Origin of the sequence: Sphingomonas sp. CARO-RG-8B-R24-01 (assembly GCF_022662295.1) — a bacterium.
In the GTDB taxonomy this organism is placed as follows: Bacteria; Pseudomonadota; Alphaproteobacteria; order Sphingomonadales; family Sphingomonadaceae; genus Sphingomonas.
Genome location: NZ_JAKNQI010000001.1, coordinates 391,790 through 417,610, shown reverse-complemented (window position 1 = coordinate 417,610; position 25,821 = coordinate 391,790). Strand labels below are relative to the sequence as shown.

General features: G+C 67.4%; 24 protein-coding genes and 1 tRNA gene. 17 read left to right on the top strand and 8 right to left on the bottom strand.

Going from position 1 to position 25,821, the window contains the following annotated elements; genetic code table 11:
* Nucleotides 1-68 precede the first annotated feature (68 nt).
* The 7 genes from gspJ to L8G49_RS01905 all read left to right on the top strand — a co-directional run bounded on the left by gspJ (nt 69) and on the right by L8G49_RS01905 (nt 5,461).
* Nucleotides 69-968, top strand: a complete 900-nt coding sequence (gene gspJ / locus L8G49_RS01935; RefSeq protein ID WP_347272031.1) for a type II secretion system minor pseudopilin GspJ — start codon at nt 69-71, stop codon at nt 966-968.
* Nucleotides 952-1,950 carry a type II secretion system minor pseudopilin GspK gene (gene gspK / locus L8G49_RS01930; RefSeq protein ID WP_242137281.1) on the top strand — a complete coding sequence of 333 codons (999 nt, stop codon included), beginning with the start codon at nt 952-954 and terminating at the stop codon, nt 1,948-1,950. Before gspJ ends, gspK begins: the two co-directional genes overlap by 17 nt.
* Entirely contained in the window at nt 1,947-3,044 is a 1,098-nt protein-coding gene (gene gspL, locus L8G49_RS01925) for a type II secretion system protein GspL (protein ID WP_242182111.1), read from the top strand. Before gspK ends, gspL begins: the two co-directional genes overlap by 4 nt.
* On the top strand, nt 3,041-3,517 hold the full coding sequence (gspM, locus tag L8G49_RS01920) for a type II secretion system protein GspM (RefSeq protein ID WP_242182109.1): 477 nt from the start codon (nt 3,041-3,043) through the stop codon (nt 3,515-3,517). Before gspL ends, gspM begins: the two co-directional genes overlap by 4 nt.
* The gene (gspN, locus tag L8G49_RS01915; protein WP_242182108.1) at nt 3,514-4,251 is read left to right on the top strand and encodes a type II secretion system protein N; all 738 of its coding nucleotides are present in this window, start codon (nt 3,514-3,516) and stop codon (nt 4,249-4,251) included. The genes gspM and gspN overlap by 4 nt, the downstream gene beginning before the upstream one ends.
* Nucleotides 4,252-4,305: 54 nt before the next feature.
* Nucleotides 4,306-4,382 (top strand) — tRNA-His (locus L8G49_RS01910).
* 26 nt (nt 4,383-4,408) lie between these two features.
* On the top strand, nt 4,409-5,461 hold the full coding sequence (locus L8G49_RS01905) for a Glu/Leu/Phe/Val dehydrogenase dimerization domain-containing protein (protein ID WP_242182106.1): 1,053 nt from the start codon (nt 4,409-4,411) through the stop codon (nt 5,459-5,461).
* Between the two features lie 139 nt (nt 5,462-5,600).
* Here L8G49_RS01905 and L8G49_RS01900 read toward each other — a convergent pair whose 3' ends face one another.
* Nucleotides 5,601-6,347 (bottom strand): HAD-IIB family hydrolase, encoded by a 747-nt coding sequence (locus L8G49_RS01900; protein WP_242182104.1) that lies wholly within the window; start codon nt 6,345-6,347, stop codon nt 5,601-5,603.
* Between L8G49_RS01900 and L8G49_RS01895 the strand changes: the two genes are divergently transcribed.
* Nucleotides 6,346-7,095: a hypothetical protein gene (locus tag L8G49_RS01895; protein WP_242182102.1), complete on the top strand. Its 750-nt coding sequence runs from the start codon at nt 6,346-6,348 to the stop codon at nt 7,093-7,095. The two genes, L8G49_RS01900 and L8G49_RS01895, sit on opposite strands and share 2 nt — an antisense overlap.
* A 125-nt stretch (nt 7,096-7,220) precedes the next feature.
* Here L8G49_RS01895 and L8G49_RS01890 read toward each other — a convergent pair whose 3' ends face one another.
* Nucleotides 7,221-7,487, bottom strand: coding sequence for a hypothetical protein (locus L8G49_RS01890; RefSeq protein WP_242137274.1), 267 nt, complete (start codon nt 7,485-7,487; stop codon nt 7,221-7,223).
* A 151-nt stretch (nt 7,488-7,638) separates the two neighbouring features.
* A complete protein-coding gene (locus L8G49_RS01885) occupies nt 7,639-9,045 on the bottom strand; it encodes a M20/M25/M40 family metallo-hydrolase (RefSeq protein ID WP_242182100.1) in 1,407 nt (468 codons plus the stop codon).
* Between the two features lie 135 nt (nt 9,046-9,180).
* Here L8G49_RS01885 and ettA point away from each other — a divergent pair, with 135 nt between their 5' ends.
* Nucleotides 9,181-10,860 carry an energy-dependent translational throttle protein EttA gene (gene ettA, locus L8G49_RS01880; protein ID WP_242182098.1) on the top strand — a complete coding sequence of 560 codons (1,680 nt, stop codon included), beginning with the start codon at nt 9,181-9,183 and terminating at the stop codon, nt 10,858-10,860.
* 171 nt (nt 10,861-11,031) lie between these two features.
* Here ettA and L8G49_RS01875 read toward each other — a convergent pair whose 3' ends face one another.
* From L8G49_RS01875 to L8G49_RS01860, 4 genes are all read right to left on the bottom strand, one after another.
* Nucleotides 11,032-11,601 (bottom strand): Uma2 family endonuclease, encoded by a 570-nt coding sequence (locus L8G49_RS01875; RefSeq protein ID WP_242182096.1) that lies wholly within the window; start codon nt 11,599-11,601, stop codon nt 11,032-11,034.
* A 34-nt stretch (nt 11,602-11,635) separates the two neighbouring features.
* Entirely contained in the window at nt 11,636-11,911 is a 276-nt protein-coding gene (locus tag L8G49_RS01870; protein ID WP_242137271.1) for an acylphosphatase, read from the bottom strand.
* Between the two features lie 236 nt (nt 11,912-12,147).
* Entirely contained in the window at nt 12,148-12,651 is a 504-nt protein-coding gene (gene greB / locus L8G49_RS01865) for a transcription elongation factor GreB (protein WP_242137270.1), read from the bottom strand.
* A 7-nt stretch (nt 12,652-12,658) separates the two neighbouring features.
* Nucleotides 12,659-14,650, bottom strand: coding sequence for a lytic transglycosylase domain-containing protein (locus L8G49_RS01860; RefSeq protein ID WP_242182094.1), 1,992 nt, complete (start codon nt 14,648-14,650; stop codon nt 12,659-12,661).
* Between the two features lie 87 nt (nt 14,651-14,737).
* Between L8G49_RS01860 and dapA the strand changes: the two genes are divergently transcribed.
* Entirely contained in the window at nt 14,738-15,619 is an 882-nt protein-coding gene (gene dapA / locus L8G49_RS01855; protein ID WP_242182092.1) for a 4-hydroxy-tetrahydrodipicolinate synthase, read from the top strand.
* A 151-nt stretch (nt 15,620-15,770) separates the two neighbouring features.
* Here the strand turns inward: dapA and L8G49_RS01850 are convergent, their stop codons facing one another.
* Complete coding sequence (locus tag L8G49_RS01850; RefSeq protein WP_242137267.1) at nt 15,771-16,172, bottom strand: thioesterase family protein; 402 nt, start codon at nt 16,170-16,172, stop codon at nt 15,771-15,773.
* 170 nt (nt 16,173-16,342) lie between these two features.
* Here L8G49_RS01850 and smpB point away from each other — a divergent pair, with 170 nt between their 5' ends.
* From smpB to L8G49_RS01815, 7 genes are all read left to right on the top strand, one after another.
* The gene (gene smpB, locus L8G49_RS01845) at nt 16,343-16,825 is read left to right on the top strand and encodes an SsrA-binding protein SmpB (RefSeq protein WP_242182091.1); all 483 of its coding nucleotides are present in this window, start codon (nt 16,343-16,345) and stop codon (nt 16,823-16,825) included.
* Nucleotides 16,818-17,402, top strand: coding sequence for a DUF2062 domain-containing protein (locus L8G49_RS01840; protein ID WP_242182089.1), 585 nt, complete (start codon nt 16,818-16,820; stop codon nt 17,400-17,402). Before smpB ends, L8G49_RS01840 begins: the two co-directional genes overlap by 8 nt.
* A 60-nt stretch (nt 17,403-17,462) precedes the next feature.
* Nucleotides 17,463-19,520 (top strand): M13-type metalloendopeptidase, encoded by a 2,058-nt coding sequence (locus L8G49_RS01835; RefSeq protein WP_242137265.1) that lies wholly within the window; start codon nt 17,463-17,465, stop codon nt 19,518-19,520.
* Between the two features lie 32 nt (nt 19,521-19,552).
* Complete coding sequence (locus L8G49_RS01830; protein WP_242182088.1) at nt 19,553-21,607, top strand: M13 family metallopeptidase; 2,055 nt, start codon at nt 19,553-19,555, stop codon at nt 21,605-21,607.
* 127 nt (nt 21,608-21,734) lie between these two features.
* Nucleotides 21,735-24,158, top strand: coding sequence for a response regulator (locus L8G49_RS01825; RefSeq protein ID WP_242182087.1), 2,424 nt, complete (start codon nt 21,735-21,737; stop codon nt 24,156-24,158).
* 38 nt (nt 24,159-24,196) lie between these two features.
* Nucleotides 24,197-24,550: a response regulator gene (locus L8G49_RS01820; protein WP_242182086.1), complete on the top strand. Its 354-nt coding sequence runs from the start codon at nt 24,197-24,199 to the stop codon at nt 24,548-24,550.
* Between the two features lie 125 nt (nt 24,551-24,675).
* A complete protein-coding gene (locus L8G49_RS01815) occupies nt 24,676-25,686 on the top strand; it encodes an SDR family oxidoreductase (RefSeq protein ID WP_277923007.1) in 1,011 nt (336 codons plus the stop codon).
* The last annotated feature ends 135 nt before the right edge of the window (nt 25,687-25,821 follow it).

Genomic DNA, 25,821 nt, shown 5'->3' with positions numbered 1-25,821 from the left:
ACGCCCCCGTTGCGCTTCCTCCCACTGCGCTTCCCCGGCGAAGGCCGGGGCCTAGGAGCGGGGCGGGCATGGCGGGGGATGTACGCAGTTACCTCGACCTTTCCGACTGGGCCCCGGCCTTCGCGAGACATCTGCGAAAGTCGCCCGATCCCGCTACCGTCACCCCGGCGAAGGCCGGGGCCGTGTGGTTATCCGGCCGCGGCGAGACGGCTGGGTGCGGTATCACCGGTTTTGCCCCCTTACATGGCGGCCCCGGCATGCGCCGGGGTGACGGGAAGGGGCAACAACGCGACTTTCGCAGAGGTCTCGCCTTCGCCGGGGAGGGAGAAGGGGATCGGGGAGCCGGGCCAGGGGCGGCGGAATCCGGCTTCACCCTCATCGAGGTGATGATCTCGCTCCTCATCTTCGGGCTGCTCTCGGCGGCGGGCGTGGCGTTGCTGTCCTTCTCGGTCCGCGCGCAGGGGGCGACCGCGGCGAAGCTCGACGACGTTTCCGCGATGAACCAGCTCGAATCGATCATGACCGCCGATTTCGCGCAGGCGCTTGATCGCCCGGTGCGCGATGAAAACGGCAACGGCACCCCGGCGTTCGTCGGCGGATCGGGCCCGACCGCGGTGCCCATGCTGCGCTTCGTGCGCGGCGGATGGAGCAACCTCGACGGCATGCCGCGCGCGGACGTGCAGAAGGTCGAATATGCGGTGATCGACGGCGCGCTCGCGCGCGTCGCCTATCCGATGCTCGACGGCGCGCAGCCGCTGCCCGCCACGCCGATCGTCCCCCGCGTCAAGCAGGTCGCGCTGCGCTACCGCATCAAAGGCGCGTGGAGCGATCGCTGGACCGGCGCGCCGCAGACGCCGTTGCCCGATGCGGTCGAGCTCCGCATCCTGCGCACCGGCGGGATCGAGACGCGCGAGCTGTTCCTCGTCGGCACGGGCTATGGGAAGCGAGCCGATGCGCGGACCAGCTGAACCCGGCGGCAAGGGGGAACGCGGCGCGGCGCTGCTGACCGTGCTGCTGCTCGTCGCGGTGATCGCGGTGCTGGCGGGGACCGCGCTCGAAAAACTGCGGCTCGCGACGCGGGTCGGCGGGAATGCGGTCGCGCTCGACCAGGCGCGCGCCTATTCGCTCGCGGCGGAGACGCTCGCAGTGGTCAAGGTCACCGACCTGCTGCAGAAAAGCCAGAACCGCGTGACGCTGCAAGGCAATTGGAGCGATACGCCGTTCGCGCTGCCGATCCCGAACGGCAGCGCCACCGCGCGCGTGACCGACGGCGGCAATTGCTTCAACCTCAACAGCCTCGTCGTCCAGACGGCGCCCGGAGCAGGAAATTACGCCGCCTATACGACCGCACGCCTGATCTTCGCGCGGCTGATCCGGCTGGTCGACCCGGGCGCCCGTTCCCCCGATGCGATCGCGGCAGCCGCGAGCGACTGGATCGACAGCGACAACGCCCCGCTCGACGGCGGCGCGGAGGACACGGCTTACGGCGGCGGGCGGCAGGGCTATCGCACCGCCAACACACTGATGAGCGACCCGAGCGAACTGCGCGCGGTCGCGGGCGTGACGCGGACCGATTACGAGAAGCTTCGCCCCTGGCTGTGCACGCTGCCCCGGGCCGAGGTGTCGAAGATCAACGTCAACACACTCCTCCCCGAACAGGCGCCGCTGCTGGCGATGCTGCTCCCCAATACGCTTTCGGTCGAGGGCGCACGGCAGATCCTGCTGCGCCGCCCGCCACAGGGGTTCCCGACCGCGCAGGGCTTCTGGTCGCAGGCGGCGGTAGCGGGTGGTCCGGGCGATGCGATCGGACAGACCGACATCACCACCAAATGGTTCACGCTCAAGGTCGATGTGACGCTGGGCGGGGCCGTTCTCGAACAATCGGGGCTGATCGACGCGTCGGCCCTTCCCGCGCGGCTCGTCTCGCGGCAATGGGGCGAGCGACCATGACCGATACGCTCGTCCTCTTCCTGCCCGCGCATGACCGGCCCTGGCGCTGGCTCCGGATCGCGGGCGATGTGGTGGCGGAGCGTGGCGAGGGCTTCCCCGATCTCGTCGCGGACGACGAGCGCGCGCATGTCGCAGTGGTACCCGCCGATGCGGTGACGTTGCACTGGGCCGACCTCCCCGACCGCTCGGTCGCGCAATCGGTGACCGCGGCGCGCCTGCTCGCGGCCGATGCGAGCGCCGCGCCGGTCGGTGCCCTGCATGTCGCGGTCGGGCGCGAGGGGAATGCGCTCGAACGCCCGATCGGCGTGGTGGCCGCCGGGCAGATGCAGGGCTGGCTCGACACGCTTGCGGCGAACGGGGTCGATCCCGACGCGATGCTGCCCGCGCCGATGCTGCTCCCGCGGCCCGAGACGGGCTATGTCCGCGCTGATCTCGGCGGGGCAGGCGTCGTGCGCGGCGCGACCAGCGGCTTTGCCGACGAGGCGCGGCTGACCGAACTGGTGACTGGCGGCATCGCCCCCGAGGTACTGCCGCGCGACGTGGTCGAGGCGGCGATCTGCGCGGCGGTGGCGGCACCCGCGCTGGACCTTCGGCAGGGCATGTTCGCGCGGCGGACCCGGATTGGGATCGACTGGGCGCTCGTCCGGCGACTCGGGTGGCTGAGCGCGGCGATCCTCGGCGTGACCGTACTGATCACGCTCGTGCTGCTGATCAAATATTCGACCGCGGCGGACGAGCTGGAGCGGCGCAACGACCTGCTCGCGCGTACCGGGCTCGCGCGCGGCGAAGCGGTGAGCGATGCCGACCGCCAGCTCGATGCGCGGCTCGAGCGGCTGCGCGGCGGCGGGCAGGGGTTTACGCGGACCACCGCAGCGGTGTTCGCGGCGGTGCAGGCGACGCCGGGGACCGAGCTGCGCACGCTGGCGTTCGATTCGCTCGGCGCACTACGCGTGACCGTCGGGTTGCAGAACGAGGGCCAGATCCTCGACCTGCGCCGCCGGATCGATGCGGCCGGGTTCGAGGCGTCGACCCAGGGCCAACTCGTGTCCACCGGCGGCCGCCTGTCCGGGGAATTGCTGGTGAAGCCGAAATGACCGAACGCCTGCTCCTCTGGTACCGCGCCCGCACGCAACGCGAGCAACGGCTCGTGCTCGCGGGCGGGGTGATCGCGGTGCTCGCCATCGCATATCTGCTGATCGTCCCGCTCAATGATGCCCTCGAATCGGAGCGTGGACGGCACGCCACCGACGTGATCGCGCTGGGCGAGACACAGGTGCGGGTCGATGCGGTCAAGGCGGCGCAGGCCGAGCGAATCGCCCCGCTCGATGGACCGCTCGAAACGCTGATCCGCACCCGCGCGAACGACGCGGGCTTCGCGCTCGCCGCCGTGACGCCGCAGGGCGGGGACCGGGTCGCGATCGCGATCGCATCCGCGCGGCCGGGGGCGCTGACCGCGTGGGTGGCGGATCTCGAGGCGGCGGGCGTGCTGGTCGAACAGCTTGCCACCACCGACAATGGCGATCGCACCGTGGCGGTCCAGATGACGCTCCGGGCGCGCGGGCAATGACGCGGTTTCGGCTCAGGACCGGCCCGGCCGCGCTGTTCGGCGCCGTGTTCGTAGTTGCGCTGATCGTGCTGTTGCCGTTGCGACTGGTGCTCGGGTGGTTCGATCTCGACTCGACGCGAATCGCCGCGCGGGAAGCGACCGGCAGCGTCTGGTTCGGCAACGTCCGCGAGGCGCAGGTCGGATCGATCGCACTCGGGGATCTCGGCGCATCGCTGTCGCCCTGGCCGCTGGCGCTCGGTCGCGCGCGAATCGGCATTGCCGGCCAGCCCGCTGCCGACGCACCCGTGGCGACCCGCATGATTCGTGGCGCCGTGACCGTGTCGCGCCACGCAGCCGGGATCGACGACATGACCGCGAGCCTGCCGGCGGGCGACATCTTCGCGCCAGTGCCGGTCATGGGGCTCGATCTCGACGCGGTCAGCGTGCGCTTCCGCGACGGCAATTGCGACAAGGCGGAGGGCCGGGTGAAGGCCGTCCTGAGCGGCGACCTCGGCGGCGTCGCGCTGGGGCAGGGGCTTTCGGGCAATGCGCGCTGCGACGCGGGCGCACTGCTGCTCCCGCTGGCGAGCCAGGCCGGGACCGAGCATGTCGACCTGCGCCTGTGGCAGAATGGGCGGTTCGTCGCCGTGCTGCTGGTCCACCCGACGGATCCGACCGCAGCGCAGAAACTCGAGCTCGCCGGCTTCCGACCCACCACGAAAGGGCATATGCTGACGGTGGACGGTAAATTATGACAAGAGCATTCTTGACGGTGGGGTCCCGCTCCCGCTAGGAGCGCCCACTCTGCGGCGATCGTAGTTCAATTGGTTAGAGCGTCGGCTTGTGATGCCGGATGTTGCGGGTTCAAGTCCCGTCGGTCGCCCCATTCTTTCTAGCAGCCAGGAATTCGCTTTGACCACCGGCTGGGGCTTCCCCGATTTCGACGACCACGAAGGCGTCCATCTCTTCACCGATCCGGCGAGCGGCCTACGCGCGGTCATCGCGGTCCACTCGACCGCGCTCGGGCCGGCAGCGGGCGGAGTCCGGTTCTGGCATTACGCCGACCATGACCGCGCGATCACCGATGCGCTGCGGCTGTCGCGCGGGATGAGCTTCAAGAACGCGATGGCCGACCTGCCGATGGGCGGCGGCAAGGGCGTGGTCCTCGCGGCGAACCCGGGTGACGTCATCACGCAGGCACAGCTCGAGGCGTTCGGCCGCGCGGTCGAATCGCTCGGCGGGCGCTACGTGACGGCGGAAGACGTCGGCATGTCCGAAGCGCGGATGAAGACGATCGCGACGATGACCAAGCATGTCTCGGGCCTGCCCGTCGCGGCCGGCAGCGCGGGGGGCGATCCCGGGCCGTACACCGCGATGGGCGTGTATCTCGGCGTCAAGGCGGCCGCCAAGCGCGGGCTCGGCGCGGACGACATGCGCGGCGTGCACGTGGCGATCCAGGGTGTCGGCAGCGTCGGTGGCGGGCTCGCCCGGTTGCTCGCGAAGGACGGCGCGAAGCTGACACTTGCCGACGTCAACGCCGACCGCGCGAATGCGCTGGCGGAGGAGCTCGGTGGCGAGACGGTCGCGGCGGACGCGATCCTGTCGACCAAGGCGGACATCGTCAGCCCGAACGCCTTGGGCGCGATCCTGACGCCGCAGTCGATCGACGCGCTGCAGACCAAGATCATCGCGGGTGGCGCGAACAACCAGCTGGCAACGCACGCCGAGGGCGCGACCCTTCAGGAGCGTGGCATCCTCTACGCCCCGGATTACGTGATCAATGCCGGCGGGATCATCAATGTCGGGCTCGAATATCTCGGGCAGGGCGATCAGGCCGAAGTCGAGAAGCGCATCACGCGGATCCCGGAGCGCCTCGTCGCGATCTGGGACGAGAGCGATCGGTCGGGCGCACCGGCGTCGGATGTCGCGGATGCGATGGCGCGGAAGCTGATCGGGCGCGGGTAACCCTTGTTCTGATTTGCTTCCCCGGCGAAGGCCGGGGCCCAGTAGCGAAGCCGTTGTTTTCCGGGCGATGCGCTCGGTTACATCGACCTTTGCTACTGGGCCCCGGCCTTCGCCGGGGAAGTAGTTTAGAAGTTGAGGTTCACTTCAAACACGCGATGATCGCGCGCACCGCGGTCATCGTATCCTCGACATCGCGGACCGCGATCGTGTCCATTCCCGCTGCGCGTACGGCGTCGTCGTTGCCGCCGGGATAGATCGCATCCCCCAGGAACAGCATGTCCTCGGTTGCGATGCCCGAAGCCTCGGCCAGCTTGCGCATCGCATAGGCCTTGTCGATGTCCTTGTGCGTGATGTCGAGCGAAGTCGATCCGCCGATATTGACCGACAGGTCGGGCAATGCCTTGCGCAGGATCGCCTGCATCGCCTTGCGCTTGGCGAAATCCGGGTCCCACGCCTTCTTGGCATCGAGCGGCGCTTCCTGTCCGAGGCCGGAGAAGGTGATCTGGCTGCCACGATCCTCGACACGCGCACCCCAGATCTTCTCGTCGCCGAAGCCCGCCTCCTGCGTCGCGGTGTCCAGCGCGTTCAGGATATGGTCGCGTTCTTCCGGGGCGAAGATCTCGGCGTAGATCGGGGTCCATGCCTCGCCCTCGAAGCGATACAGCTTGGTCCCGGTGGTCGGCATGATGAACAGGCGGTCGCGCTTCGTGCCCTGGGGTAGCGCCGCCACGACCTGCGTCTCGAACTGCGGCCAGTCCCCCCCGGAGATGACCGCGACGCGCGCAACCTCCAGCAACTGCCCGAGCAGCGCCTCCATCGGCTCGCCGATCCGCTGCTTGCTCTCGGCAAGCGTGCCGTCGAGGTCGAACGCGATGAGTTTCTTCATGACAGGATCCTGGCTGGAGACGGGAGGGGAGAACGCGCGAGAATTGCTTGCGGTTGCCCGCTGCGCGGTTCGCGCGCATGGTCATGCCTATGACCAACGGGATGGAATTGCGACCGTGAGTGGCTGGGTGATGCTCGTGGGGCTGGGGGCGGCGGCCGCTGTAGGGTTATGGGTCGCCGGGGTTGCGCGATCCCTGTGGACGATGGTCGGCGCCGCGCTGATGATCGGTGCGGCGGGCTATGCCGCGCAGGAACATGCCGGGCTGGCGGGGCATCCGGTGCAGGCGGATCGCGATGCGGTCGCGGTCTTCCCCGACATGACCGAGATGCGCGACCAGATGCTCGGCCGCTTTACCGGGGACGGGGCGTATCTCATCGCGTCGGACGCGCTGATGCGCAGCGGCAGCCGCGAGAGCGGCGCGCGCGTGGTGCTGATGGGCGCGAACCGCTATCCACGCAGCCTCACGCTCTGGACCGGGCTCGGCACCGCCATTTCGCAGCATGACGGGGGCGCGGTATCGCCGGCGGCGCGGCTCGCGTTCGAGCAGGCGATGCGGCTCGCGCCGGAGCACCCCGCACCGCCGTTCTTCGCCGGGCTTGCCTATGTCCAGTCGGGTGATTTCCGCAAGGGGAGGGCGTACTGGCTGCGCGCGCTCGCGTTGTCGCCCCGGGGCACGCCGTATCGGGAAGGGATCGCGCTGCGGCTGGCGGCGCTGGATGCGATGATCGCGCAGATGCCGCCCGGGTAGGACGCCGGCGACGGCCCATGGTCGTGCCGCGCGCCTACGAATCGCGCCAGACAAAAAAAGGGCGCCACCGCGATGCGGTAGCGCCCTTCTTCAAGCGTCCGAGCGTCAACCCGGCGCCAACGTCCTTACTGGACGTTGTCAGCCTTGGCATCGCCGTCGGCGCGGATGTTGTCAGCCTGGTCGTGCATCGAGTCGGCCTTGTTGTCCAACACTGCCGAAGCCGTTGCGTTCGAGGTGTTCGACGCCATGTCGTCGATCATCGAAGCGTTGTTGTCGACCGCGTCAGCGACCATGTCGGCATTGTTCTCGATCGCAGCAGCTTCTGGGTTCTTGTTGCACGCGGCGAGCGAAACCAGGCCGGCGGCGACGAGAACAAGGGCGGTCTTCTTCATGCAATTGCTCCCAAGCAAATAAGGCATTTCGTGGCGGCAGGTGCCTCCGCGAAGACCGGTGGCATAACGAGTCGCTGCGGTGCGTCAATCAACAATCGGTGTTTTCGATACCATCCTGCCACCTTTCAGCCATATTTGCGACGAGCCGATGTCAGTTTTTGGCACCAATCGGCCCTATCGCTTCGGGTGCGTTTGCCACCACCGCCAGCATCGTCGCCCACGCCGCGACGTTCTGGCGCAGCTGCGCGGGATCGATCAGGTCGAGCGTGTCCTCGGGCGTGTGATGGTAATCAAAGTAGCGCAAGCCCGACTGGTTGAGATCGATCCCGCCGCCGCCGAGCGCGAGCGTCGCCTCGACGTCGGTCCCGCCGTGCGCCTTGTCCGCGCCGCGCACCACGCCGATCGGCGCGAGCGCAACCGCGAGGCGATCCGCGACCGGCTTGGCGGACTCGGGCAGATTGGTTTCGAAACGCCACACCCGGTCCGCGCCGAAATCGGATTCGGACGCGATCGTGTGCTGCTCGGTCGCATGCGCCTTGGCATAGGCCGCGCCGCCGAAGCCGCCGGTTTCCTCGTCGCCGAACCAGACGACGCGGATCGTGCGGCGCGGGGTGCCCGCGGTCATGATGTGCTTGGCCGCCGCGGCGGTGATCGCGACACCCGCGCCATCGTCGATCGCGCCGGTGCCGAGATCCCAGCTGTCGAGATGCCCGCCGATTAGGACGATCCCCGCCGAGGGATCCGAACCGGGGACTTCAGCGACGACGTTGCCCGAGGTGCGGCTGGGAACGACGGTCGGCGTCAGAACGAGATGGAGCGAGACGGGTTTGCCGGTCTTGAACATGCGTTCGAGGTTCTCCGCATCGGCGACCGACAGCGCGGCGGCCGGGATCGGCGTGACGCCGGGCGCGAAGTTGGTCGTCCCCGCATGCGGCCCGCGGCCATGATCGGTGCCGATCGAGCGGATCACGATCGCGGCGGCACCCTTTGTCGCGGCGACGTTGGGGCCGAGGAAACGCGCGCCACCTTGGCTGCCGTAGCTGGAACCGTCCTGCGTTGGCTGCATGCTGTTGGAGACGAAAGCGATCTTGCCCTTCAGACTGCCGGCGGGTGCGAGCAGCAGATCGTTGAAGCTCGGGAAATAGACGACCGGCAGCGTCAGTCCCTTGGCGGGAGTCGCGCCCGAATTGCCGAGCGCGGTCAGCCGCAGCGGCTGCGGGAAGGGGGCGATGACCTCGGCGGTCTCGGTACCGCGAACCCACACGTTCTTGAGCTCATAGCGTTCGATCCGCACGTTCTGGAAACCGAGCGCCTTGAGCTTGATCACCGCCCATTGCCGCGCGCGTTCCTCAGCGGGGGAACCGTCCGGGCGCGGACCGATCTCGGTCGTCAGGCCGGAGACGATGTCATAGGCGACGTCGTCCTGCAGCGCCGTTTCGCGGATCGCGGCGACGGCGGCGTCCGGCGCGACCGGGCTCGGCAGGGTGCGCTGGGCGAAGGCGGGAGCGGCAAGCGAACCAAGCAGGGTCGAGGCGAGGATCAACGATCGGATGGTCATTATGGCGGGACGCTCCTTCGGGCCGTAGCGGCGGTCGCGCCACCGTATCCACCGCCGGCCACGTTGCCAATCCGCGCCATGCTCGCTACATGAAGGTCATATTTCCAGCCTCATGTGAACGGAGCATCATCGGCTATGGCCGTGCAGTACAGCTATGTGATGAAGGGCCTGACCAAGACCTTCCCCGGTGCGCCCAAGCCGGTGCTCAACAACATCCACCTGCAGTTCCTGCCCGACGCGAAGATCGCGATCATCGGGCCGAACGGCTCGGGCAAGTCGACGCTGATGAAGATCATGGGCGGGATCGACCCGGACTTCACCGGCGAGGCGTGGGCCGCGGACGGGATCAAGGTCGGCTATCTGCCGCAGGAGCCGCAGCTCGACCCGACCAAGACCGTCATGGAAAACGTCAAGATGGGCGCAGGTCCCGTCGCGCTGATGGTCGAGCGATTCAACGCGATCTCGGCCGAAATGGGCGATCCGCAGGACGACACCGATTTCGACGCGCTGATGGACGAGATGGGCGATCTCCAGACCAAGATCGACGCCGCCGACGGCTGGGCGCTCGACAGCCAGCTCGAGCAGGCGATGGAGGCACTCCGTTGCCCGCCGGGTGACAGCGCGGTCACCAACCTGTCGGGTGGTGAGAAGCGTCGCGTCGCTCTTTGCAAGCTGTTGCTCGAGAAGCCGGGCATCCTGCTGCTCGACGAGCCGACCAACCACCTCGACGCCGAAAGCGTCGCGTGGCTCGAGAATTACCTCAAGGAATATACCGGCAACGTCATCCTCGTGACGCACGATCGCTACTTCCTCGATAACGTCGTCAACTGGGTACTCGAGCTCGATCGCGGGCGCTATTACACCTACGAGTCCAACTATTCCGGCTATCTGGAAAAGAAGGTCAAGCGGCTCGAGCAGGAAGAGCGCGAGGAGCAGGGCAAGGCCAAGGCGATCTCGGACGAGCTGGCGTGGATGCGGCAGACCCCCAAGGCGCGCCAGACCAAGTCCAAGGCGCGTATCCGCGCGTTCGACGAGCTGATGGAGAAGCAGGAGAACCGTTCGATCGGGAAGGCGCAGATCCTGATCCAGCTGCCCGAACGGCTCGGCGGCAAGGTGATCGAGGCGAAGGGCCTGACCAAGTCGTACGGCGACAAGCTGTTGTTCGAGAACCTCGACTTCGTGCTGCCGCCGGGCGGGATCGTCGGCGTGATCGGGCCGAACGGCGCGGGCAAGTCGACCTTGTTCAAGCTGATCACCGGGCAGGAAACTCCGGACGTCGGCTCGATCGAGGTCGGGCAGACGGTCAAGCTCGGCTATGTCGACCAGTCGCGCGACGACCTCGACCCCAACAACAACGTCTGGGAGGAAATCTCGGACAAGCTCGAGATCTTCCGCTTCGGCAAGCAGGAGCTGGGCACGCGGGCCTATGTCGGCGCGTTCAACTTCAAGGGCCAGGACCAGCAGAAGAAGGTCGGCCAGCTGTCGGGCGGTGAGCGCAACCGCGTCCATCTCGCCAAGATGCTCAAGGAGGGTGGCAACGTCCTCCTGCTCGATGAGCCGACCAACGATCTCGACGTCGAGACGCTGCGTGCGCTTGAGGAAGCGCTGGAGTCGTTCGCGGGGTGCGCGGTGGTGATAAGCCATGACCGCTTCTTCCTCGATCGTCTCGCGACGCACATCCTCGCGTTCGAGGGCGACAGCCACGTCGAGTGGTTCGAGGGGAACTTCGAATCGTATGAGGAAGACAAGCGGCGTCGTCTGGGCGATGCGGCGGATCGTCCGACGCGGCTGGCGTATAAGAAGCTCACGCGCTGAGCTGACTAATATGCTTCCCCGGCGAAGGCCGGGGCCCAGTCGCGATGGTCGAGGTGACGAGGCGCAAGCGCTAGACACTCCGCGTTTCGCGACTGGGCCCCGGCCTTCGCCGGGGAAGTAACTCTTGGGAAAAGACAGCTGGCTATGGTCGGACGGATGCGACCAACCGGCTCACAGCGCGGCGGTATCTACGCCGAGGCCGTCGATCGTCCCTGACTGAACCCGATCCCCGAACGCAACGACCCGCCGCTCGGCATAAGCCCCGCCGGAGGGCGCCCACATCTGGTGAATGACCCGCGCCTTCACGTCGGCCACCCAATATTCGGGCACCCCCGCCTGCGCATAGATCCGCAGCATTACGCCCAGATCGTCGCTCAGCGAGGTGGAAGCAACCTCGACGATCAGCGCGACCGTCTCGAGGGCGACCGGCCCGCGGACCGGTTCGACCGTCGTCACGAAAACGTCAGGCTCCGGAACGGAGTGCGGCGGCATGGTGATCGACCCCTCGGACCATGCCTGCAGCCCGCTGCCCAGCCTCTTACACGCCTCCGCAAGTGCAAGCAGCACCTTGGTCTTGACCGTAAAATGCTCGCTGAACTGCGCATTCACCGCCACCACCGCGCCGTCGATCAGCTCCGTCTTTGCATAGGCATCGAACGCACCCGACCGGTCGAGCAACAGGTAATCGTCGACCGTCAGCTTCGGGGTGAAGGGGCGGGCGAGGGCATCCTGCGCGGTCATGCCATCATCATAGCATGTGCGCGGAGCCGAGCAATCAGACGGTGAACCGCTTGGTGAACCCCTTGGGCGCGCGCTCGTTGTCGGGCTGCGCCTCGACGTGGTCGACGCGGGCGGTGTCCGGACCCTGGCGGCACAGCTCGATCAGCCGCGCGACCGCAGCTTCATCCCCCGCGGCGAGCAGTTCGACACGACCGTCGGTGCGGTTGCGGACCCAGCCGATGACGCCCAGCTCCTGCGCGCGCCGGACGACCCAATCCCGATAGCCGGTCCGCTGGACCTTTCCACTTACGAACACGCGCTGCATCGTCATCACTCACTGCTGGATCGGCGCGAGACTGCGCGCCGTCGGGTGGTGTGTAGCGCGACCATGGCTGGCGCACATCTGGTGCGCGCGGCTATTCGTCGCACGCCAGCGCCGCCGTGTCGGTACAGGTTGCTCCGGCCAGTTTCCCGTCACCCCGGCGAAGGCCGGGGCCGTCGCGCAACGGGCGCCCGGCGGCACGACAACCTGACAGCCCTGGCCTTCGCCGGGGGTGACGATGCAGGTCAGCTATCGGAAAACAACCTATTCACCGGAGGGTATTCGATCGCCATCACCTCATACTCCCGCTCGCCTGCCGGCAGGGTCACGCGGCGGACGTCGCCGACCGCCGCGCCGCGCAGCGCGCGCGCGATCGGGGCGTTCCAGCCGATCTTGCCCGCGGCGGCATCGGTCTCGTCGTCACCGACCAGCGTCAGCACGCGGTGTTCGTCGTCCTCGTCCGCGATGGTGACGGTCGCGCCGAACCAGACCTTCCCGTGGTCGGGCTGCGCGGCGGGATCCACCACCTTGGCGGCCTTCATCCGGCGTGCGAGGAAGCCGAGCCGTCGGTCGATCTCGCGGAGCCGCTTGCGACCGTAGATATAGTCGCCGTTTTCCGAACGATCGCCATTGCCCGCCGCCCAGGAAATAACGTCGACCAGCTTGGGGCGCTCCTCGCCGAGCAGCTGCTGATATTCCGCGCTCAGCACGGCGTAGCCCGCGGGCGTGATGTAGTTCGGGCGATCCATCGCAGCGTCAGCCCTGGGTGCGCTTGCCCAGGTACCAGCTGATCCGGTTCGGCCCGGACGACCGCGACCGGCTCGGGTTCATCAGGTCGTACACCACCGCATTCTCGAGCACGCGCTGGACGTAATTCTTGGTCTCGTAGATCGGGATCGCCTCGATCCAGTCGATCATGTCCGGGCCGCCCGCCATGCGGGGGTCGCCGTTCGCGCGGAGCCATTTGTTCACGTTGCCCGGGCCCGCATTATACGCCGCGACCGCGAGCGGATAGCTGCCGAAGGTGCCGAAGATCTTCCGGAAATAGCTCGACCCGACCATGATGTTGTAATCGGTGTCGGTCATCAACGCCGAGGCGTCATACGCAAGCCCGAGCTTGGTCGCGGTCTCGCGCGCGGTGCCCGGCATCAGCTGCATCAGCCCGCGCGCGCCGGCGTGGCTGATCGCCGCGCGGTCGAACTGGCTTTCCTGCCGGGCGATGGCGTGGATCATCGTCCAGTCGTCCTGGCTCGCGACCGGGACGCGGACGTTGGGGAAGCCGACCGTGGTGTAATCGCTGAGGCCGTTCTGCAACGCGCTGCGGCCGACCATCACCCCGAGATCGGGGCGACCGAGCGTCCGCGAGACCTCGGCGGCAAGGACGTGGTCGCTGTCGGTCTTGGCGTCGAGCGCGATCTGGCGGACGAACGCGGTCTGGTCGAGCCACGCGCCGGTCGTGCCCAGATATTGCGCCGCGCGGACCGTCTCGCGCGCGTAGAAGGCGCTGCGGGTCGCGGTGTCGACGGGACGCTGCACGGGGGCGGCGGGCGCGGTCAGCGTCTGGCCGAGCCGCTCGATCGCAAGCTGGCCGTAGAACATGTCGCGGAACCCCGCAGCGCGGGCGTAATAGCCGTTCGCCTCGGCGCGGTTCCCCGCCGCCTCTGCCGCGCGGCCCGCCCAGTAATAGCCCTTCGACTGGGTCGTCGGGGTCTTGGAGGCATTGGCGTAGCGCAGGAACAGCCCGGTCGCATCGGCGGGGCGGTTCATCTGCTTCATCGCGGCCTGGCCGGCGAGCCAGACAAGGCTCGTGTAATCGTCGCGCTCGCCATAGGGTCGCGCGCTGACATCGGTGCCCGCGGGATAGGCGTCGTCGACCCGCCGCGCGATGTCATAGGCGACCGCGGTCTGCCCGTCGTTGGCGGCGGCGCGCGCGTTGGTCAGCAGGGCCTCGAACCACTGCTCGGCGCTGCCCGGGACGACCGCGAGCGGGGCGCGCTGTGCGAGCGTCCCGCGTGCGCTGTTCGATGCGCCGTTGAGGCGGTACCAGCTTGCGCGGTCGGCGAGCCAGCCCGGATCGGTCGCGCCCATCGCCTGCGTCAGGACGGCGCGGTCAGCGGCGTCGGGGGCGTTGGTGCGGAACGCGAGCCGTGCCTCGAACACCGCCCGCCGCGCCGGACTGGTCAACACGACCTGACGCTGCGCGGCGAGCGTCGAGCCCTGCCACAACAGCATGTCCATCCGCGTGTCCTGGTCCGCCTGGCTCAGCGCGCCGGGGTAGAAGGCCTGCACCTTCGCTTCGTCGACCGGCGAGATGGCGCCCGATATCCACGCGGCGCGCGCGGCGGCGTTGGCCTCGGCGCGCGCGCCAGTCGCCGCAAGCGCCTCGGCGTAGCGCAAGCGGCTGGTCCCGGTGAGCGGCGGGAAGCGCCGGAAATAGGCAACCGCGGTGGCGGGCGACCAGCCGGGCATCTCGAGCGCGCGCTCGGCCGAGCGGCGCAGCGCCATCTCGTTCGGCCAGCCGGGATGCGCGATCAGGAAGGCGGCATAGCGATCGAAGCCATAGCCCGTCGTCTGCAGCATCTTCCATTCGGAGATGGTGGCCGCGATCGCGACGCTGGAGGCATTGGTCCCGGTGAGGATCTGGGTCGCGCGACCCCAGCCAAGCTGTTCCTGGACCGCGTCGGCGGGCATCGCCAGGCTCGACACACTGGCCAACAGGAAACCCGATTTGAACAGCGTTGCAATCATGTGGACAGAGTATGCCTCCTGTCCGTATTTGTCCCGTCGAAAAACAGGAAATGCGACGGAAAGACCGGCGCGCAGGAGCATAACAGCATGTTTTCGGGATCGATCCCGGCGCTCGTCACGCCGTTCGCCGCTGACGGCGCCTTTGACGAGTCCGCCTATCGCGATCTGGTCGAATGGCAGATCGCGGAAGGGTCTGCCGGGCTGGTGCCGTGCGGTACGACCGGCGAGGCCGCCACGCTGACCGCGGACGAGCATTTCCACATCGTCGCCATCTGCGTCGATCAGGCGCGCGGACGGGTGCCCGTGCTGGCCGGGGCAGGGTCGAACGACACGCGCGTCGCGATCCACAACATCGCGGCCGCCAAGGCGGCGGGCGCGGATGCCGCGCTGATGGTCCCGCCCTATTACAACCGGCCCAATCAGGAGGGGATCTTCCGGCATTTCGAGGCGGTGGCGAACAGCAGCGATCTGCCGATCGTGTTGTACAACGTCCCCGGGCGGACCGTGACCGATATCGCGGTGGAGACCGTCGGGCGGATCGCGCTGGCGTTCCCGAGCGTGATCGGCATCAAGGATGCGACGGGGGTGATCCAGCGCGTGTCGGCGCAGCGCGCGGTGTGCCCGGAGGGGTTCGTTCAGTTGTCGGGGAATGACGACATGGCGCTGGCGTTCAACGCGACGGGCGGCGTCGGGTGCATCTCGGTGACCGCGAACGTCGCGCCGCGATTGTGCGCGGACTTTCAGGCGGCGTGCGCGGCGGGGGATTATGGCGTGGCGCTGGCGCTCCACGACCGTCTGTTCGCGCTGCACGTTTCGTTGTTCACCGATGCGTCGCCGGGGCCGGTGAAATATGCGCTCAACCGGGTGCGGCCGTCGTTTCCCAAGGCGTTGCGGTTGCCGATGACGTGGCCGGGCGAGGCGAGCCAGCGCGCGGTCGATGCGGGACTGGCGGCGGCGGGTTTGGGCTAAGCTCCGCAAGGTCTGCGAACTGCCGCCACCCCGGCGAAGGCCGGGGCCCAGTAGCGAGACCCTGCGTCATGGTGCGCAACGTTCTCAATCGACGGTTCCGCGATTGGGCCCCGGCCTTCCCCGGGGGGTACGTCCTGACGCGGCGGGACCCTTAGTCCTTGGCGAAGAACCGGTCGATCACGCTCTGGCCAAGCCGCGCAGGGCGCTTCGTCTCGATATCGAGGCAGCACCAGCTCGATTTGACCTCGGCGAGGACCTCTTCGCCACGCTTGATGATCGTCTCGTAGAAGGCGCGCGCGCCCTGGACCTTTTCGAGCAGAACCGTCGCGATCACCTCGTCGTCGAGGAAGGTCGGCTTGCGATAGGTAATCTCGTGCTTGAGCGCGACCCACGCGTGCGAGGCCAGCGCCTCGGCTGGCGCAAAGCGCTGCCAATGGCTGATCACCGCCGCCTGTACCCACTTCAGATAGGACGCGTTGTTGACGTGCCCCATGAAGTCGATGTCCGCCGCATCGATGTCGATCGGGAAATTATGGGTAGCGAACTGGACCATGACACATCCTATCCGAGATCGGGCGCCGTTGCGAGAGCCTAGGACCGCGGTCGTTAACAATTATGTCAGCAACGATGGGCCGGGCAGTTCGATCCCAGCCGCGAATTGATCCGTTGGCAACGGCCATGGGGCTTTCGCTCCCGGGAACGAGGCCCTACATCGCCCAGCCTATGGCGCGTCCCAAACCTGTTACATTCGAGAAGACCAAGATCGTCGCCGAGAACCGGCGCGCACGGTACGATTACTCCATCGAAAGCGTGTTCGAGGCAGGGATTGCCTTGACCGGGACCGAGGTCAAATCGCTCCGCACCGGGCAGGGGTCGATCGTCGAGAGCTATGCCGAGGCGAAGGACGGCGCGGTGTGGCTAATCAATTCGAACATCCCCGAGTTCAGCCACGGCAACCGCTTCAACCACGAGCCCAAGCGCCCGCGAAAACTGCTGCTCCACGCCCGCGAGATCAACAAGATGCACGGCGCGGTGAATCGCGACGGGATGACGCTGATCCCGCTGATGATCTATTTCAATTCGACCGGGCGCGCCAAGATCGAGCTCGCGCTCGCGAAGGGCAAGAAGGCGCACGACAAGCGCGATTCGATCAAGGAACGCGACTGGAAGCGCGAGCAGGGTCGGCTGATGCGCGACCGTGGCTGACGCCGCCGCCTCTCGCGGGATCTGGGCGCGGGCGTGGACGTACGCACGGCATCATATCCCGACTCGGGAGGGGATCGAGCGCAACCGGTTTTTGCGGCCGGTCGCCCATCGCATCCTGCATCCCGTGCTGTGGCGGTTCACCCGGCGGTCGGTTCCGCGCGGCGTGGCACTTGGCGTGGTGAGCGGCATTCTGTTTCCGTTCGTTCACGCACCCGTCGCAGCGCTGTCGGCATTGCCGGTGCGGGCCAATGTCCCGGTCGCGGTCGCGACCACCTTGCTGCACAACCCGCTGACCAGCGTGCCGCTGTATTTCAGCGCCTATCACGTCGGTTGCTGGGTGTTGCACTGGGACCGCGCGGTCCCGGGGCAGCCGATCGCGAGCAATGTCGCGGCACATGCGGGGTGGTTCCACACCCTGGTTGCGCAAGTCGGCCCGGCGACGATCGTCGGCCTGATGGTCATCTCGGCGGTTCTCGCGGCGGTCGGCTATGTCGGCGCAGGGCTGGTCTGGCGGGTCCGAATCGGCCGGAAATGGCGCCGCAGAACTTTGCAACGGCAAATGCAGGAACCCGTTTGACTAGGCGTATCGGTTAGATACAACACGCAGGCTTTCGTCATGCTTTATTAAGGGTCTGCCATGCGTCGTTCGATCTTTGCGGTATCGTTGCTAACCTCGGCCGCGCTGGCCGGCGCCGCTTATGCGCAGAGCGCAGCGCCCACGCCCGCCCCCGCAACCACGGCCGCCGTCGCGGGCAAGCCGACCTATGGTGATTTCGGCCTGGATCTCGCCGGCATGGACAAGACCGTGAAGCCGGGTGACAATTTCGCCGAATATGCGGGCGGCACCTGGGCGCGCAATACCGCGATCCCGGAGGATCGCGCGGCGTTCGGCATGTTCAACGTGCTTCAGGATCTGTCGACCGAGCGGACCCGCGGCATCCTCGAGACCGCGATGAAGACGCCCGGCAACAAGAGCGGCGACATGTACGCGAGCTACATGGACGAGGCCGGGATCGAGGCGAAGGGCGCCAAGCCGATCCAGCCGTGGATCGCCGAGATCAAGGCGGTCAACGACAAGACCGCGCTGGCGGTCGAGATGGCGAAGCTGCAGCGGCGCGGCGTCGGCGGGATGTTCGGCGTCGGCGTCGGGATCGATGCCAAGATGCCGACGCAATATGTCGTCGAGATGGCGCAGGCCGGCCTCGGTCTTCCGGACCGCGATTATTACCTCAAGACCGACGCCAAGCTGGTCGAGACCAAGGCCGCCTATCAGGCCTATCTCGCCAAGATGCTGACGCTGGTCGGCGAGCCCGATGCCGAGGCGCGCGCCGCCGCGGTCGTCGCCTTCGAGACGCGGATCGCGACCGGGCACTGGACCCGGATCGAGTCGCGCGACGCCGACAAGGGGTATAACAAATGGACGGCGGCGGACTTCGCCGCCAAGGCACCCGGCTTCCCGTGGACCGAGTATCAGACCGCGCTCGGCGTCGCGCAGCAGCCCGCCTATATCGTCGGCCAGCCGAGCGCCATTGCCGCCGGGGCGCAGCTGTTCCAGCAGACCCCGCTGCCGCTGCTCAAGGATTATCTGACGCTCAAGCTGCTGCGGTCCTATGCGCCGTATCTGTCGAAGACCTTCGACCGGACCAACTTCGCTTTCTACGGCACGGTCCTGTCGGGCGCGCCGCAGCAACAGCCCCGCTGGAAGCGCGGCGTCGCGACCGTCAGCAACGCGCTTGGCGAGGATGTCGGCCAGCAGTATGTCGCGCAATATTTCCCCCCGGAATCGAAGAGCGCGGCGGACCAGCTCGTCCGGAACATCATCGCGGCGATGGGCCAGCGGCTCGACAAGCTCGAATGGATGGCGCCCGAAACCAAGGTCAAGGCGCACCAGAAGCTGGCGTCCTTTACCCCCAAGATCGGCTATCCGAGCAAGTGGCGCGACTATAGCGCGTTCCAGGTCAACCGGGGCGATCTGGTTGCCAACGTCGCCGCCGCCAACGCGTTCGAATATCAGCGCGACCTCAGCAAGCTGGGCGGGCCGATCGACCGCACCGAATGGGGCATGACCCCGATGACGATCAACGCCTACGCCAATCCGGTGATGAACGAGATCGTCTTCCCCGCGGCGATCCTCCAGCCGCCGTTCTTCGATGCGAAGGCGGATCCGGCGGTGAATTACGGCGGGATCGGCGTGGTGATCGGGCATGAGCTCAGCCACCATTTCGACGACCAGGGGCGCAAGTTCGACGCGACCGGCAAGCTCACCGAATGGTGGACGCCCGAGGACGTCAAGCGCTTCACCGCGCTGACCGACAAGCTGGTCAAGCAATATGACGCATATGAGCCGATCCCGGGCCAGCACATTCAGGGTGGCTTGACGCTCGGCGAGAACATGGCTGATCTTGCCGGGCTTGCGGTGGCGTACGACGCCTATCATCGCTCGCTCAACGGCAAGCCCGCACCCGTGATCGGCGGTCTGACCGGCGACCAGCGCTTCTACCTCGGCTATGCGCAGGTCTGGCGGATCAAGTTCCGCGAGCCGGCGCTGCGCTCGCAATTGCTGAGCGATCCGCACTCGCCGGGTCCGTTCCGCACCGCCGAAGTGCGCAACGTCGATGCCTGGTACAAGGCGTTCGGCGCGAAGCCCGGCGACACGATGTACCTTGCGCCGGCTGACCGCGTACGGGTCTGGTAATACACGGAAACGAGTCTGTTCGGAGAGTGGAGATGAAGGTTATATACGGTCTCGCCCTGGCTTCGGCCGGGGCGGTGGCGGTCGCCCTTGCAACGGGCGGTGCCGCTCAGACAGCACCCGCCGACCCGGCGACGGCACCCGCCGCCGCCGCGGGCAAGCCGCAGTTCGGCAGCTTCGGCTTCGACGCGGCGGGAATGGACCGGTCGGTCGCGCCGGGCGACAATTTTTACACGTTCGCGAACGGAACCTGGGCGCGAACGACGCAGATCCCGTCGGACAAGTCGAATTACGGGGCGTTCAACCTGATCGCGGACCTGTCCGAGTCGCGCACGCGGACGATCCTCGAGGGCGTTGCGCGCGACCCCCGTTCGAAGATCGGCGTGGCCTATGCGACCTACCTCGATCGTCCCGCGATCGACGCGAAGGGCCTTGCGCCGATCCAGCCGTGGCTCGGCAAGATCAAGGCGATGAAATCCCGCGCCGCCTATCCGGCGTTGCTCGCGGAGGCGACCAAAGCGGGGATCGGCGGTCCGTTCGGCGCCTATGTCGGGCAGGACGACAAGCACCCCGAGATCTATGCGCTGTCGGTCTCGCAGTCCGGGCTCGGCATGCCCGACCGCGATTATTATCTCGAGGCGAGCTTCGCGGACAAGAAGGCGGCGTATCAGGCGCATATCGCCAAGATGCTGACGCTCGCGGGCGAGCCGAATGCGGCAGCGCGCGCCGCCGCGCTGGTCGCGTTCGAGACCGAGATCGCCAAGGTCAGCTGGACCCGCATCGACAGCCGCGATGCGACCAAGACCTATAACAAGATGACCGTCGCCGATCTGACCAAGACCGCGCCGGGCTTTGCGTTCCCGACCTATTTTCGCGGGATCGGCGCGAACGTCCCGACCGTCATCGTCGCGCAGCCGACCGCCGTGGCGGGGATCGCCAGCCTAGTCGCCGCGGCGCCGATCGGGGTGTTGCAGGATCAGCTGATCGTGCGGTCGCTCGACAGCTATGCCGACGTCCTGCCCAAGGCGCTGGACGACGAGCAGTTCGCCTTCAACGGCACGGTCCTGTCGGGCACGCCCGAGCAGGAGGCGCGGTGGAAGCGCTCGGTCCACTTCACGATCGGGGCGCTCGATGACGAGGTCAGCAAACTCTACGTGGCCAAATACTTCCCGCCCGAAACCAAGGCGGCGGCGGACAAGCTCGTCAAGAACGTGATCGCGGCGATGGACCGGCGGATCGACAAGCTCGACTGGATGGCCGCCGAAACCAAGGTAAAGGCGCATGCGAAGCTTGCCGCCTTCACCCCGAAGATCGGCTACCCCTCGCAGTGGAAGGATTATTCCGGGCTGCAGATCACCGCCGGCGACGCCTATGGCAACGCATGGCGCGCCAACCAGTGGCAGCAAGCGTATAACGTATCGCACCTGGGCAAGCCGCTGCAGCGGTGGGAGTGGGGCATGACCCCGATGGAAGTAAACGCCTATGCCAATTTTGGCATGGTCGAGATCGTCTTCCCGGCTGCCATCCTGCAACCGCCATTCTTCGATCCCAACGCCGATGACGCGGTCAATTACGGCGGGATCGGCGCAGTGATCGGTCACGAGCTCAGTCACCATTTCGACGACCAGGGCGCCAAGTACAATGCCAGGGGCGAGCTGACCGACTGGTGGACGCCGGGCGACGTCGCTGCGTTCAAGGGCCGCACCGATGCGCTGGTCAAGGAATATGACGCCTACGAGCCGCTCCCCGGCGTCCACGTGAAGGGCGCGCTGACGCTCGGCGAGAATGTCGCGGATCTCGCGGGGCTGACGGTCGCTTATGACGCCTATCATCACGCGCTGGGCAATCGCACGGCCCCGACGCTCGGCGGGTTCACCGGCGACCAGCGCTTCTATCTCGGTTGGGCGCAGGTGTGGCGGCGCAACTACCGCGAGGCGAACCTGAAGCAGCGACTCGTCACCGATCCGCACAGTCCGTCCGAACAGCGTGCCTGGGTCGTGCGCAACCTCGATCCCTGGTATGCGGCGTTCGATCCGAAGGCGGGACAGAAATTGTACCTGACCCCGCAACAGCGCGTGCGCATCTGGTAAGAGGCGTGGTATCCCCGCCCTTGCGATGCGTTTGCGGAAGGGCGGGGCGACAGCCCCGGCCGGTCATCGGTCGAGCCGCCGCGCTACACTCTTGACGCTTCGTCCCGAGGCTTCGACACGAGGTCTTATGGCAAGCGTACCGACCCAGACCTCCGACCGGCCGGCCCGGTCCGCCCTGCTGATCGCGGGTGGCTGCGGTATCGTGGCGGCGCTGATCGTTCTGGGCGTGCTCGGCAGCGTCCCGCTTGCCGCGACGTTTCTCGCGACGGCGGTCGTGCTCGGCGGCGCGCTCGTGGCGTTCCGGCGCTTGTTCCCGGCGACGGCCAACGTCACGCTCGAACCCGATTGGAGCGTCGCGCGCGCGCTGGCCGAAAGCAGCGCCGATGCGATCGCGGTGACGGACCGGGCGGGGCGGCTGGTGTGCGCGAACGATCGCTACGAGGCGGTGTTCGCGGGCTTCCCGACTCCACCGGGATTGCCGTTCGACGCGAGCGGGGTCGAACGGCTGAGTGCCGCCGGGCGTGCCGCGTGGCGCGACGGCGCGGCGACCGCGGGGCGACTGATCGCGCAGGGTACGTCGCTTACCGCCGACGTGGCGCGCGCGGGCGAGGACGGCAACCTGCTCGTATGGCGGTTCCGCGGGAGCGAAGGGCTCGACCTCGCGCGGACGATGGAGGCGCTCATCGCGGGGCCGACCGGTGACCGTCTTGGTGGCGCCGGAATCATGGCCGCGTTGATCAATCCCGACGGCCGGATCCGCGCCGCCAACCGCGTGTTGCGCGCGCGCGCCATGGGGGAGGGCGACAGCCCGATCCTCGGCCGCGATTTCGCGCGGTTCCTGATCACCGACGCGCAAGGGATGGCGCGGTTCGAGCGCGAGGGGATGACCCGCAACCCCCTGCGCGTGCTCCAGATCCCGTTCCTGGACGGCGAGGACGCACCGATGCTCGTCGCGCTGATCGACGAGGAGGACGGCGGCCAGCCCGCGATCGGCGAAAGCGCGAGCGCGCATATCAAGAGCCTCGTCGCGCTGATGCCGTTCGGTGTCGCGCTGATCGGTGCCGACGGGCGTTTTCTGCAGATGAACGACGCGTTCGCCCGCGCCGCCGCGGTCGATCCGACGAGCCCGCCGCTCTATCCCGGCGACCTGCTGGTGCGCGAGGACAAGGGCGTGGTCGCGGACGCGATCCGGCGCTTCGCCGGCGGCGCGACGCATTCGACCGACCTCGCGGTCCGGCTCAAGGACCATCCCGACGAACCGGTCGCCCTGTCGATCGCCGGTGCGCGCGGGCTGGGCGAGGCGGCGGTGCTGCTCAGTCTCAAGGACAATAGCGAGGAGACCCGGCTCAAGCGCGAGGTCGCGCAGGCCACCAAGATGCAGGCGGTGGGACAGCTCGCCGGCGGTGTCGCACACGATTTCAACAATATCCTGACCGCGATCATCGGCCATTGCGATTTGATGCTGATGCGCCATTCGCCCGGCGACAGCGATTATGACGACATCCAGCAGATCCGCGCCAATTCCAACCGTGCGGCGAGCCTGACGCGCCAGCTGCTCGCCTTCTCGCGGCAACAGACCTTGCGTCCGCAGGTCTTGCAGCTTCCCGACGTCATTTCCGAAGTGTCCAACCTGCTCAAGCGGCTGCTCGGCGAAACGGTGACGCTGACGGTCAAGCACGGCCGCAACCTGAGCCCCGTGCGGGCCGATCCGGGGCAGCTCGAACAGGTCGTGGTCAACCTGGCGGTCAACGCCCGCGATGCGATGATCACGCATGATCCGCGCGGCGCGGGAACGTTGTCGATCCAGACCTATGCCGTCACCGCCGCCGACGTGCGCAAGCTGGCCTCCGACATCCTGCCCCCGGCCGATTATTCGGTGCTCGAGATCGGCGACACGGGCGGCGGCATCCCGGCCGAAATCCTGCCCAAGATCTTCGAGCCGTTCTTCACCACCAAGGAGGTGGGCAAGGGTACCGGTCTCGGCCTGTCGACGGTCTACGGGATCGTGAAGCAGTCGGGCGGCTACATCTTCGCGGAAAATCGGAAGGACCCGAGTGGAGACGCGTCCGGGCGCAGCGCGCAGGGGGCGGTCTTCACCATGTATCTGCCGGTCTATACCGAGGGCGCGCTCAACGAACCGACCCCGCCGCGCCCCGCGCCGCGCGAAAAGCCGGTCGACCTGTGGGGCACGGGGACGATCCTGCTGGTCGAGGACGAGGACATGGTGCGGGCGGTCGCCGAGCGCGCGCTCAGCCGACAGGGCTATACCGTGCTGACCGCCGAAAACGGGGAGGCCGCGCTCGAACTGCTGGAGGCCAATCCGCGCCCCGACCTGTTGATCTCCGACGTGATGATGCCGCTGATGGATGGCCCGACGATGGTCCGCCATGCCCGCGCGCGCTATCCGGATCTGCCGATCCTGTTCATGTCGGGCTATGCCGAGGAGACGCTGCGCAAGTCGATCAATCTCGACAATGTGTCGTTTTTGGCAAAACCGTTTTCGGTGCAGGAACTTGCAGAAGCGACGCGCGTGGTGTTAGGAACAAAATGAGATAGCGCGGGTCGTCGTGCTGGAGTAGAGGCGGCGAGATGAGTGCTCCACAATCCATTCTCGTCGTCGAGGACGAGCCCCTGATCGCGATGATGATCGAGGACTTTCTCGATGTCCTCGGCAAGTCCCTGGCGGGAAGCGCGGATAACGTCGGCTCGGCGCTGGCCCTGGTCGACGCAGGCGGCATCGACGCCGCGATCCTCGATGTCAACCTGCGCGGCGGTGAGAAGAGTTTCCCGATCGCCGAAGCGCTTGCCGCCCGCAACATTCCGTTCGTTTTCGCGACCGGCGGGTCCCATGACAGCGTCGGGGAAAGCTGGGCGGACCGGCCGACCCTGCCGAAGCCGTTCACGATGGACGGCGTGGCCAAGGCGCTCGACGCGCTCAGCTGATCCTCGCGTGGCCTGCCGGGCGGTGCATACTGATCGAGATTACGGTAACAAAGCGCGGCGGATGCTGAACCGCTTTGGTCAACGCGAGTTTCCCCAGCGATCACCTCGCTGAACGGAGACGAACCATGGCCAATCAGGAAGACGGAATTTCGCGCCGCGCAATCGTGGGCGGTGCCGCGGTCGGCATTGCCGCCGCCGCGGCTGCCGCCCCAGCGCTCGGCAAGCCGCAGACGCCCGCGCAGGGAACGCCCCCGGCCGGTCTCAAGGACCCGCGCAGCGCCGGGCCGAAGCCGCCGTTCCAGCGCCAGAGCCAGCCGTGGCCCGGCCTTGCCGGCAAGATGAACCCACGGCCCGACCATGGCGAGACGAGCTATCGTGGCTCCGGCCGACTGGCCGGACGCAAGGCTCTGATCACGGGCGGCGACTCCGGCATGGGCCGGGCGGCGGCAATCGCCTATGCGCGCGAGGGCGCCGACGTCGCGATCAACTATCTGCCGGACGAGGAGGCGGATGCGCGCGAAGTGATCGATCTGATCCGCGCGGCGGGCCGCAAGGGCGTGGCGATTCCGGGCGACCTGCGCAGCGAGGCCTTCTGCAAGAAGCTGGTCGATACGGCGATCCGCGAGCTGGGCGGGCTCGACATCATCGTCAGCAACGCCGGGCGGCAGCAGTCGCATGCGTCGATCCTCGACATTTCGACCGAACAGTTCGACTGGACGATGAAGACCAACATCTACGCGCCGTTCTGGATTATCAAGGCGGCGTTGCCGCATCTTCAGCCGGGTTCGGTAATCATCGGCACGACCTCGGAGCAGGCGACCGATCCGACCAAGGATCTGTACGACTATGCGATGACCAAGGCCGCGACCACCAACTATGTCCGCAGCCTGAGCAAGCAGCTGGCGCCCAAGGGCATTCGCGTCAACGGCGTGGCGCCGGGGCCGATCTGGACTCCGCTGCAGGTGTCGGGCGGCGCGACCATGGAGAAGCTCGAGAATTTCGGCGGCGACACGCCCGCGGCGCGTCCGGGCCAACCGGGCGAGCTGGCGGGAATCTACGTGCTGCTCGCCGAGAACGGGTCGAGCTACACCACGGGCCACGTCTATGGCGCAGCGGGGGGTAACGGCCTGCCGTAACACGTTGAGTTGCCGTCACCCCGGCATAGGCCGGGGTGACGGTCGGGGAGCGCCGCCGGATTGACGACGTAGCGGCCCTCCCGAATTATTCCGTTCGCCTCTTGTTCCGCACGAACAAACAAAGTACATAGCCAC

Excerpts from the sequence above, each read along its gene's own strand:
- greB (WP_242137270.1), bottom strand. The coding sequence starts at position 12,651 with ATGGATCGCCCGAACTACATCACGCCCGCGGGCTACGCCGTGCTGAGC.
- L8G49_RS01815 (WP_277923007.1), top strand. The coding sequence starts at position 24,676 with ATGGCCAATCAGGAAGACGGAATTTCGCGCCGCGCAATCGTGGGCGGT.
- L8G49_RS01900 (WP_242182104.1), bottom strand. The coding sequence starts at position 6,347 with ATGAAGAAACTCATCGCGTTCGACCTCGACGGCACGCTTGCCGAGAGC.
- gspN (WP_242182108.1), top strand. The coding sequence starts at position 3,514 with ATGACGCGGTTTCGGCTCAGGACCGGCCCGGCCGCGCTGTTCGGCGCC.
- ettA (WP_242182098.1), top strand. The coding sequence starts at position 9,181 with ATGGCCGTGCAGTACAGCTATGTGATGAAGGGCCTGACCAAGACCTTC.
- L8G49_RS01890 (WP_242137274.1), bottom strand. The coding sequence starts at position 7,487 with ATGAAGAAGACCGCCCTTGTTCTCGTCGCCGCCGGCCTGGTTTCGCTC.
- L8G49_RS01895 (WP_242182102.1), top strand. The coding sequence starts at position 6,346 with ATGACAGGATCCTGGCTGGAGACGGGAGGGGAGAACGCGCGAGAATTG.
- smpB (WP_242182091.1), top strand. The coding sequence starts at position 16,343 with ATGGCGCGTCCCAAACCTGTTACATTCGAGAAGACCAAGATCGTCGCC.
- L8G49_RS01860 (WP_242182094.1), bottom strand. The coding sequence starts at position 14,650 with ATGATTGCAACGCTGTTCAAATCGGGTTTCCTGTTGGCCAGTGTGTCG.
- L8G49_RS01835 (WP_242137265.1), top strand. The coding sequence starts at position 17,463 with ATGCGTCGTTCGATCTTTGCGGTATCGTTGCTAACCTCGGCCGCGCTG.
- gspK (WP_242137281.1), top strand. The coding sequence starts at position 952 with ATGCGCGGACCAGCTGAACCCGGCGGCAAGGGGGAACGCGGCGCGGCG.
- gspM (WP_242182109.1), top strand. The coding sequence starts at position 3,041 with ATGACCGAACGCCTGCTCCTCTGGTACCGCGCCCGCACGCAACGCGAG.
- L8G49_RS01825 (WP_242182087.1), top strand. The coding sequence starts at position 21,735 with ATGGCAAGCGTACCGACCCAGACCTCCGACCGGCCGGCCCGGTCCGCC.
- dapA (WP_242182092.1), top strand. The coding sequence starts at position 14,738 with ATGTTTTCGGGATCGATCCCGGCGCTCGTCACGCCGTTCGCCGCTGAC.
- L8G49_RS01875 (WP_242182096.1), bottom strand. The coding sequence starts at position 11,601 with ATGACCGCGCAGGATGCCCTCGCCCGCCCCTTCACCCCGAAGCTGACG.
- L8G49_RS01870 (WP_242137271.1), bottom strand. The coding sequence starts at position 11,911 with ATGACGATGCAGCGCGTGTTCGTAAGTGGAAAGGTCCAGCGGACCGGC.
- gspL (WP_242182111.1), top strand. The coding sequence starts at position 1,947 with ATGACCGATACGCTCGTCCTCTTCCTGCCCGCGCATGACCGGCCCTGG.
- L8G49_RS01850 (WP_242137267.1), bottom strand. The coding sequence starts at position 16,172 with ATGGTCCAGTTCGCTACCCATAATTTCCCGATCGACATCGATGCGGCG.
- L8G49_RS01820 (WP_242182086.1), top strand. The coding sequence starts at position 24,197 with ATGAGTGCTCCACAATCCATTCTCGTCGTCGAGGACGAGCCCCTGATC.
- gspJ (WP_347272031.1), top strand. The coding sequence starts at position 69 with ATGGCGGGGGATGTACGCAGTTACCTCGACCTTTCCGACTGGGCCCCG.
- L8G49_RS01885 (WP_242182100.1), bottom strand. The coding sequence starts at position 9,045 with ATGACCATCCGATCGTTGATCCTCGCCTCGACCCTGCTTGGTTCGCTT.
- L8G49_RS01830 (WP_242182088.1), top strand. The coding sequence starts at position 19,553 with ATGAAGGTTATATACGGTCTCGCCCTGGCTTCGGCCGGGGCGGTGGCG.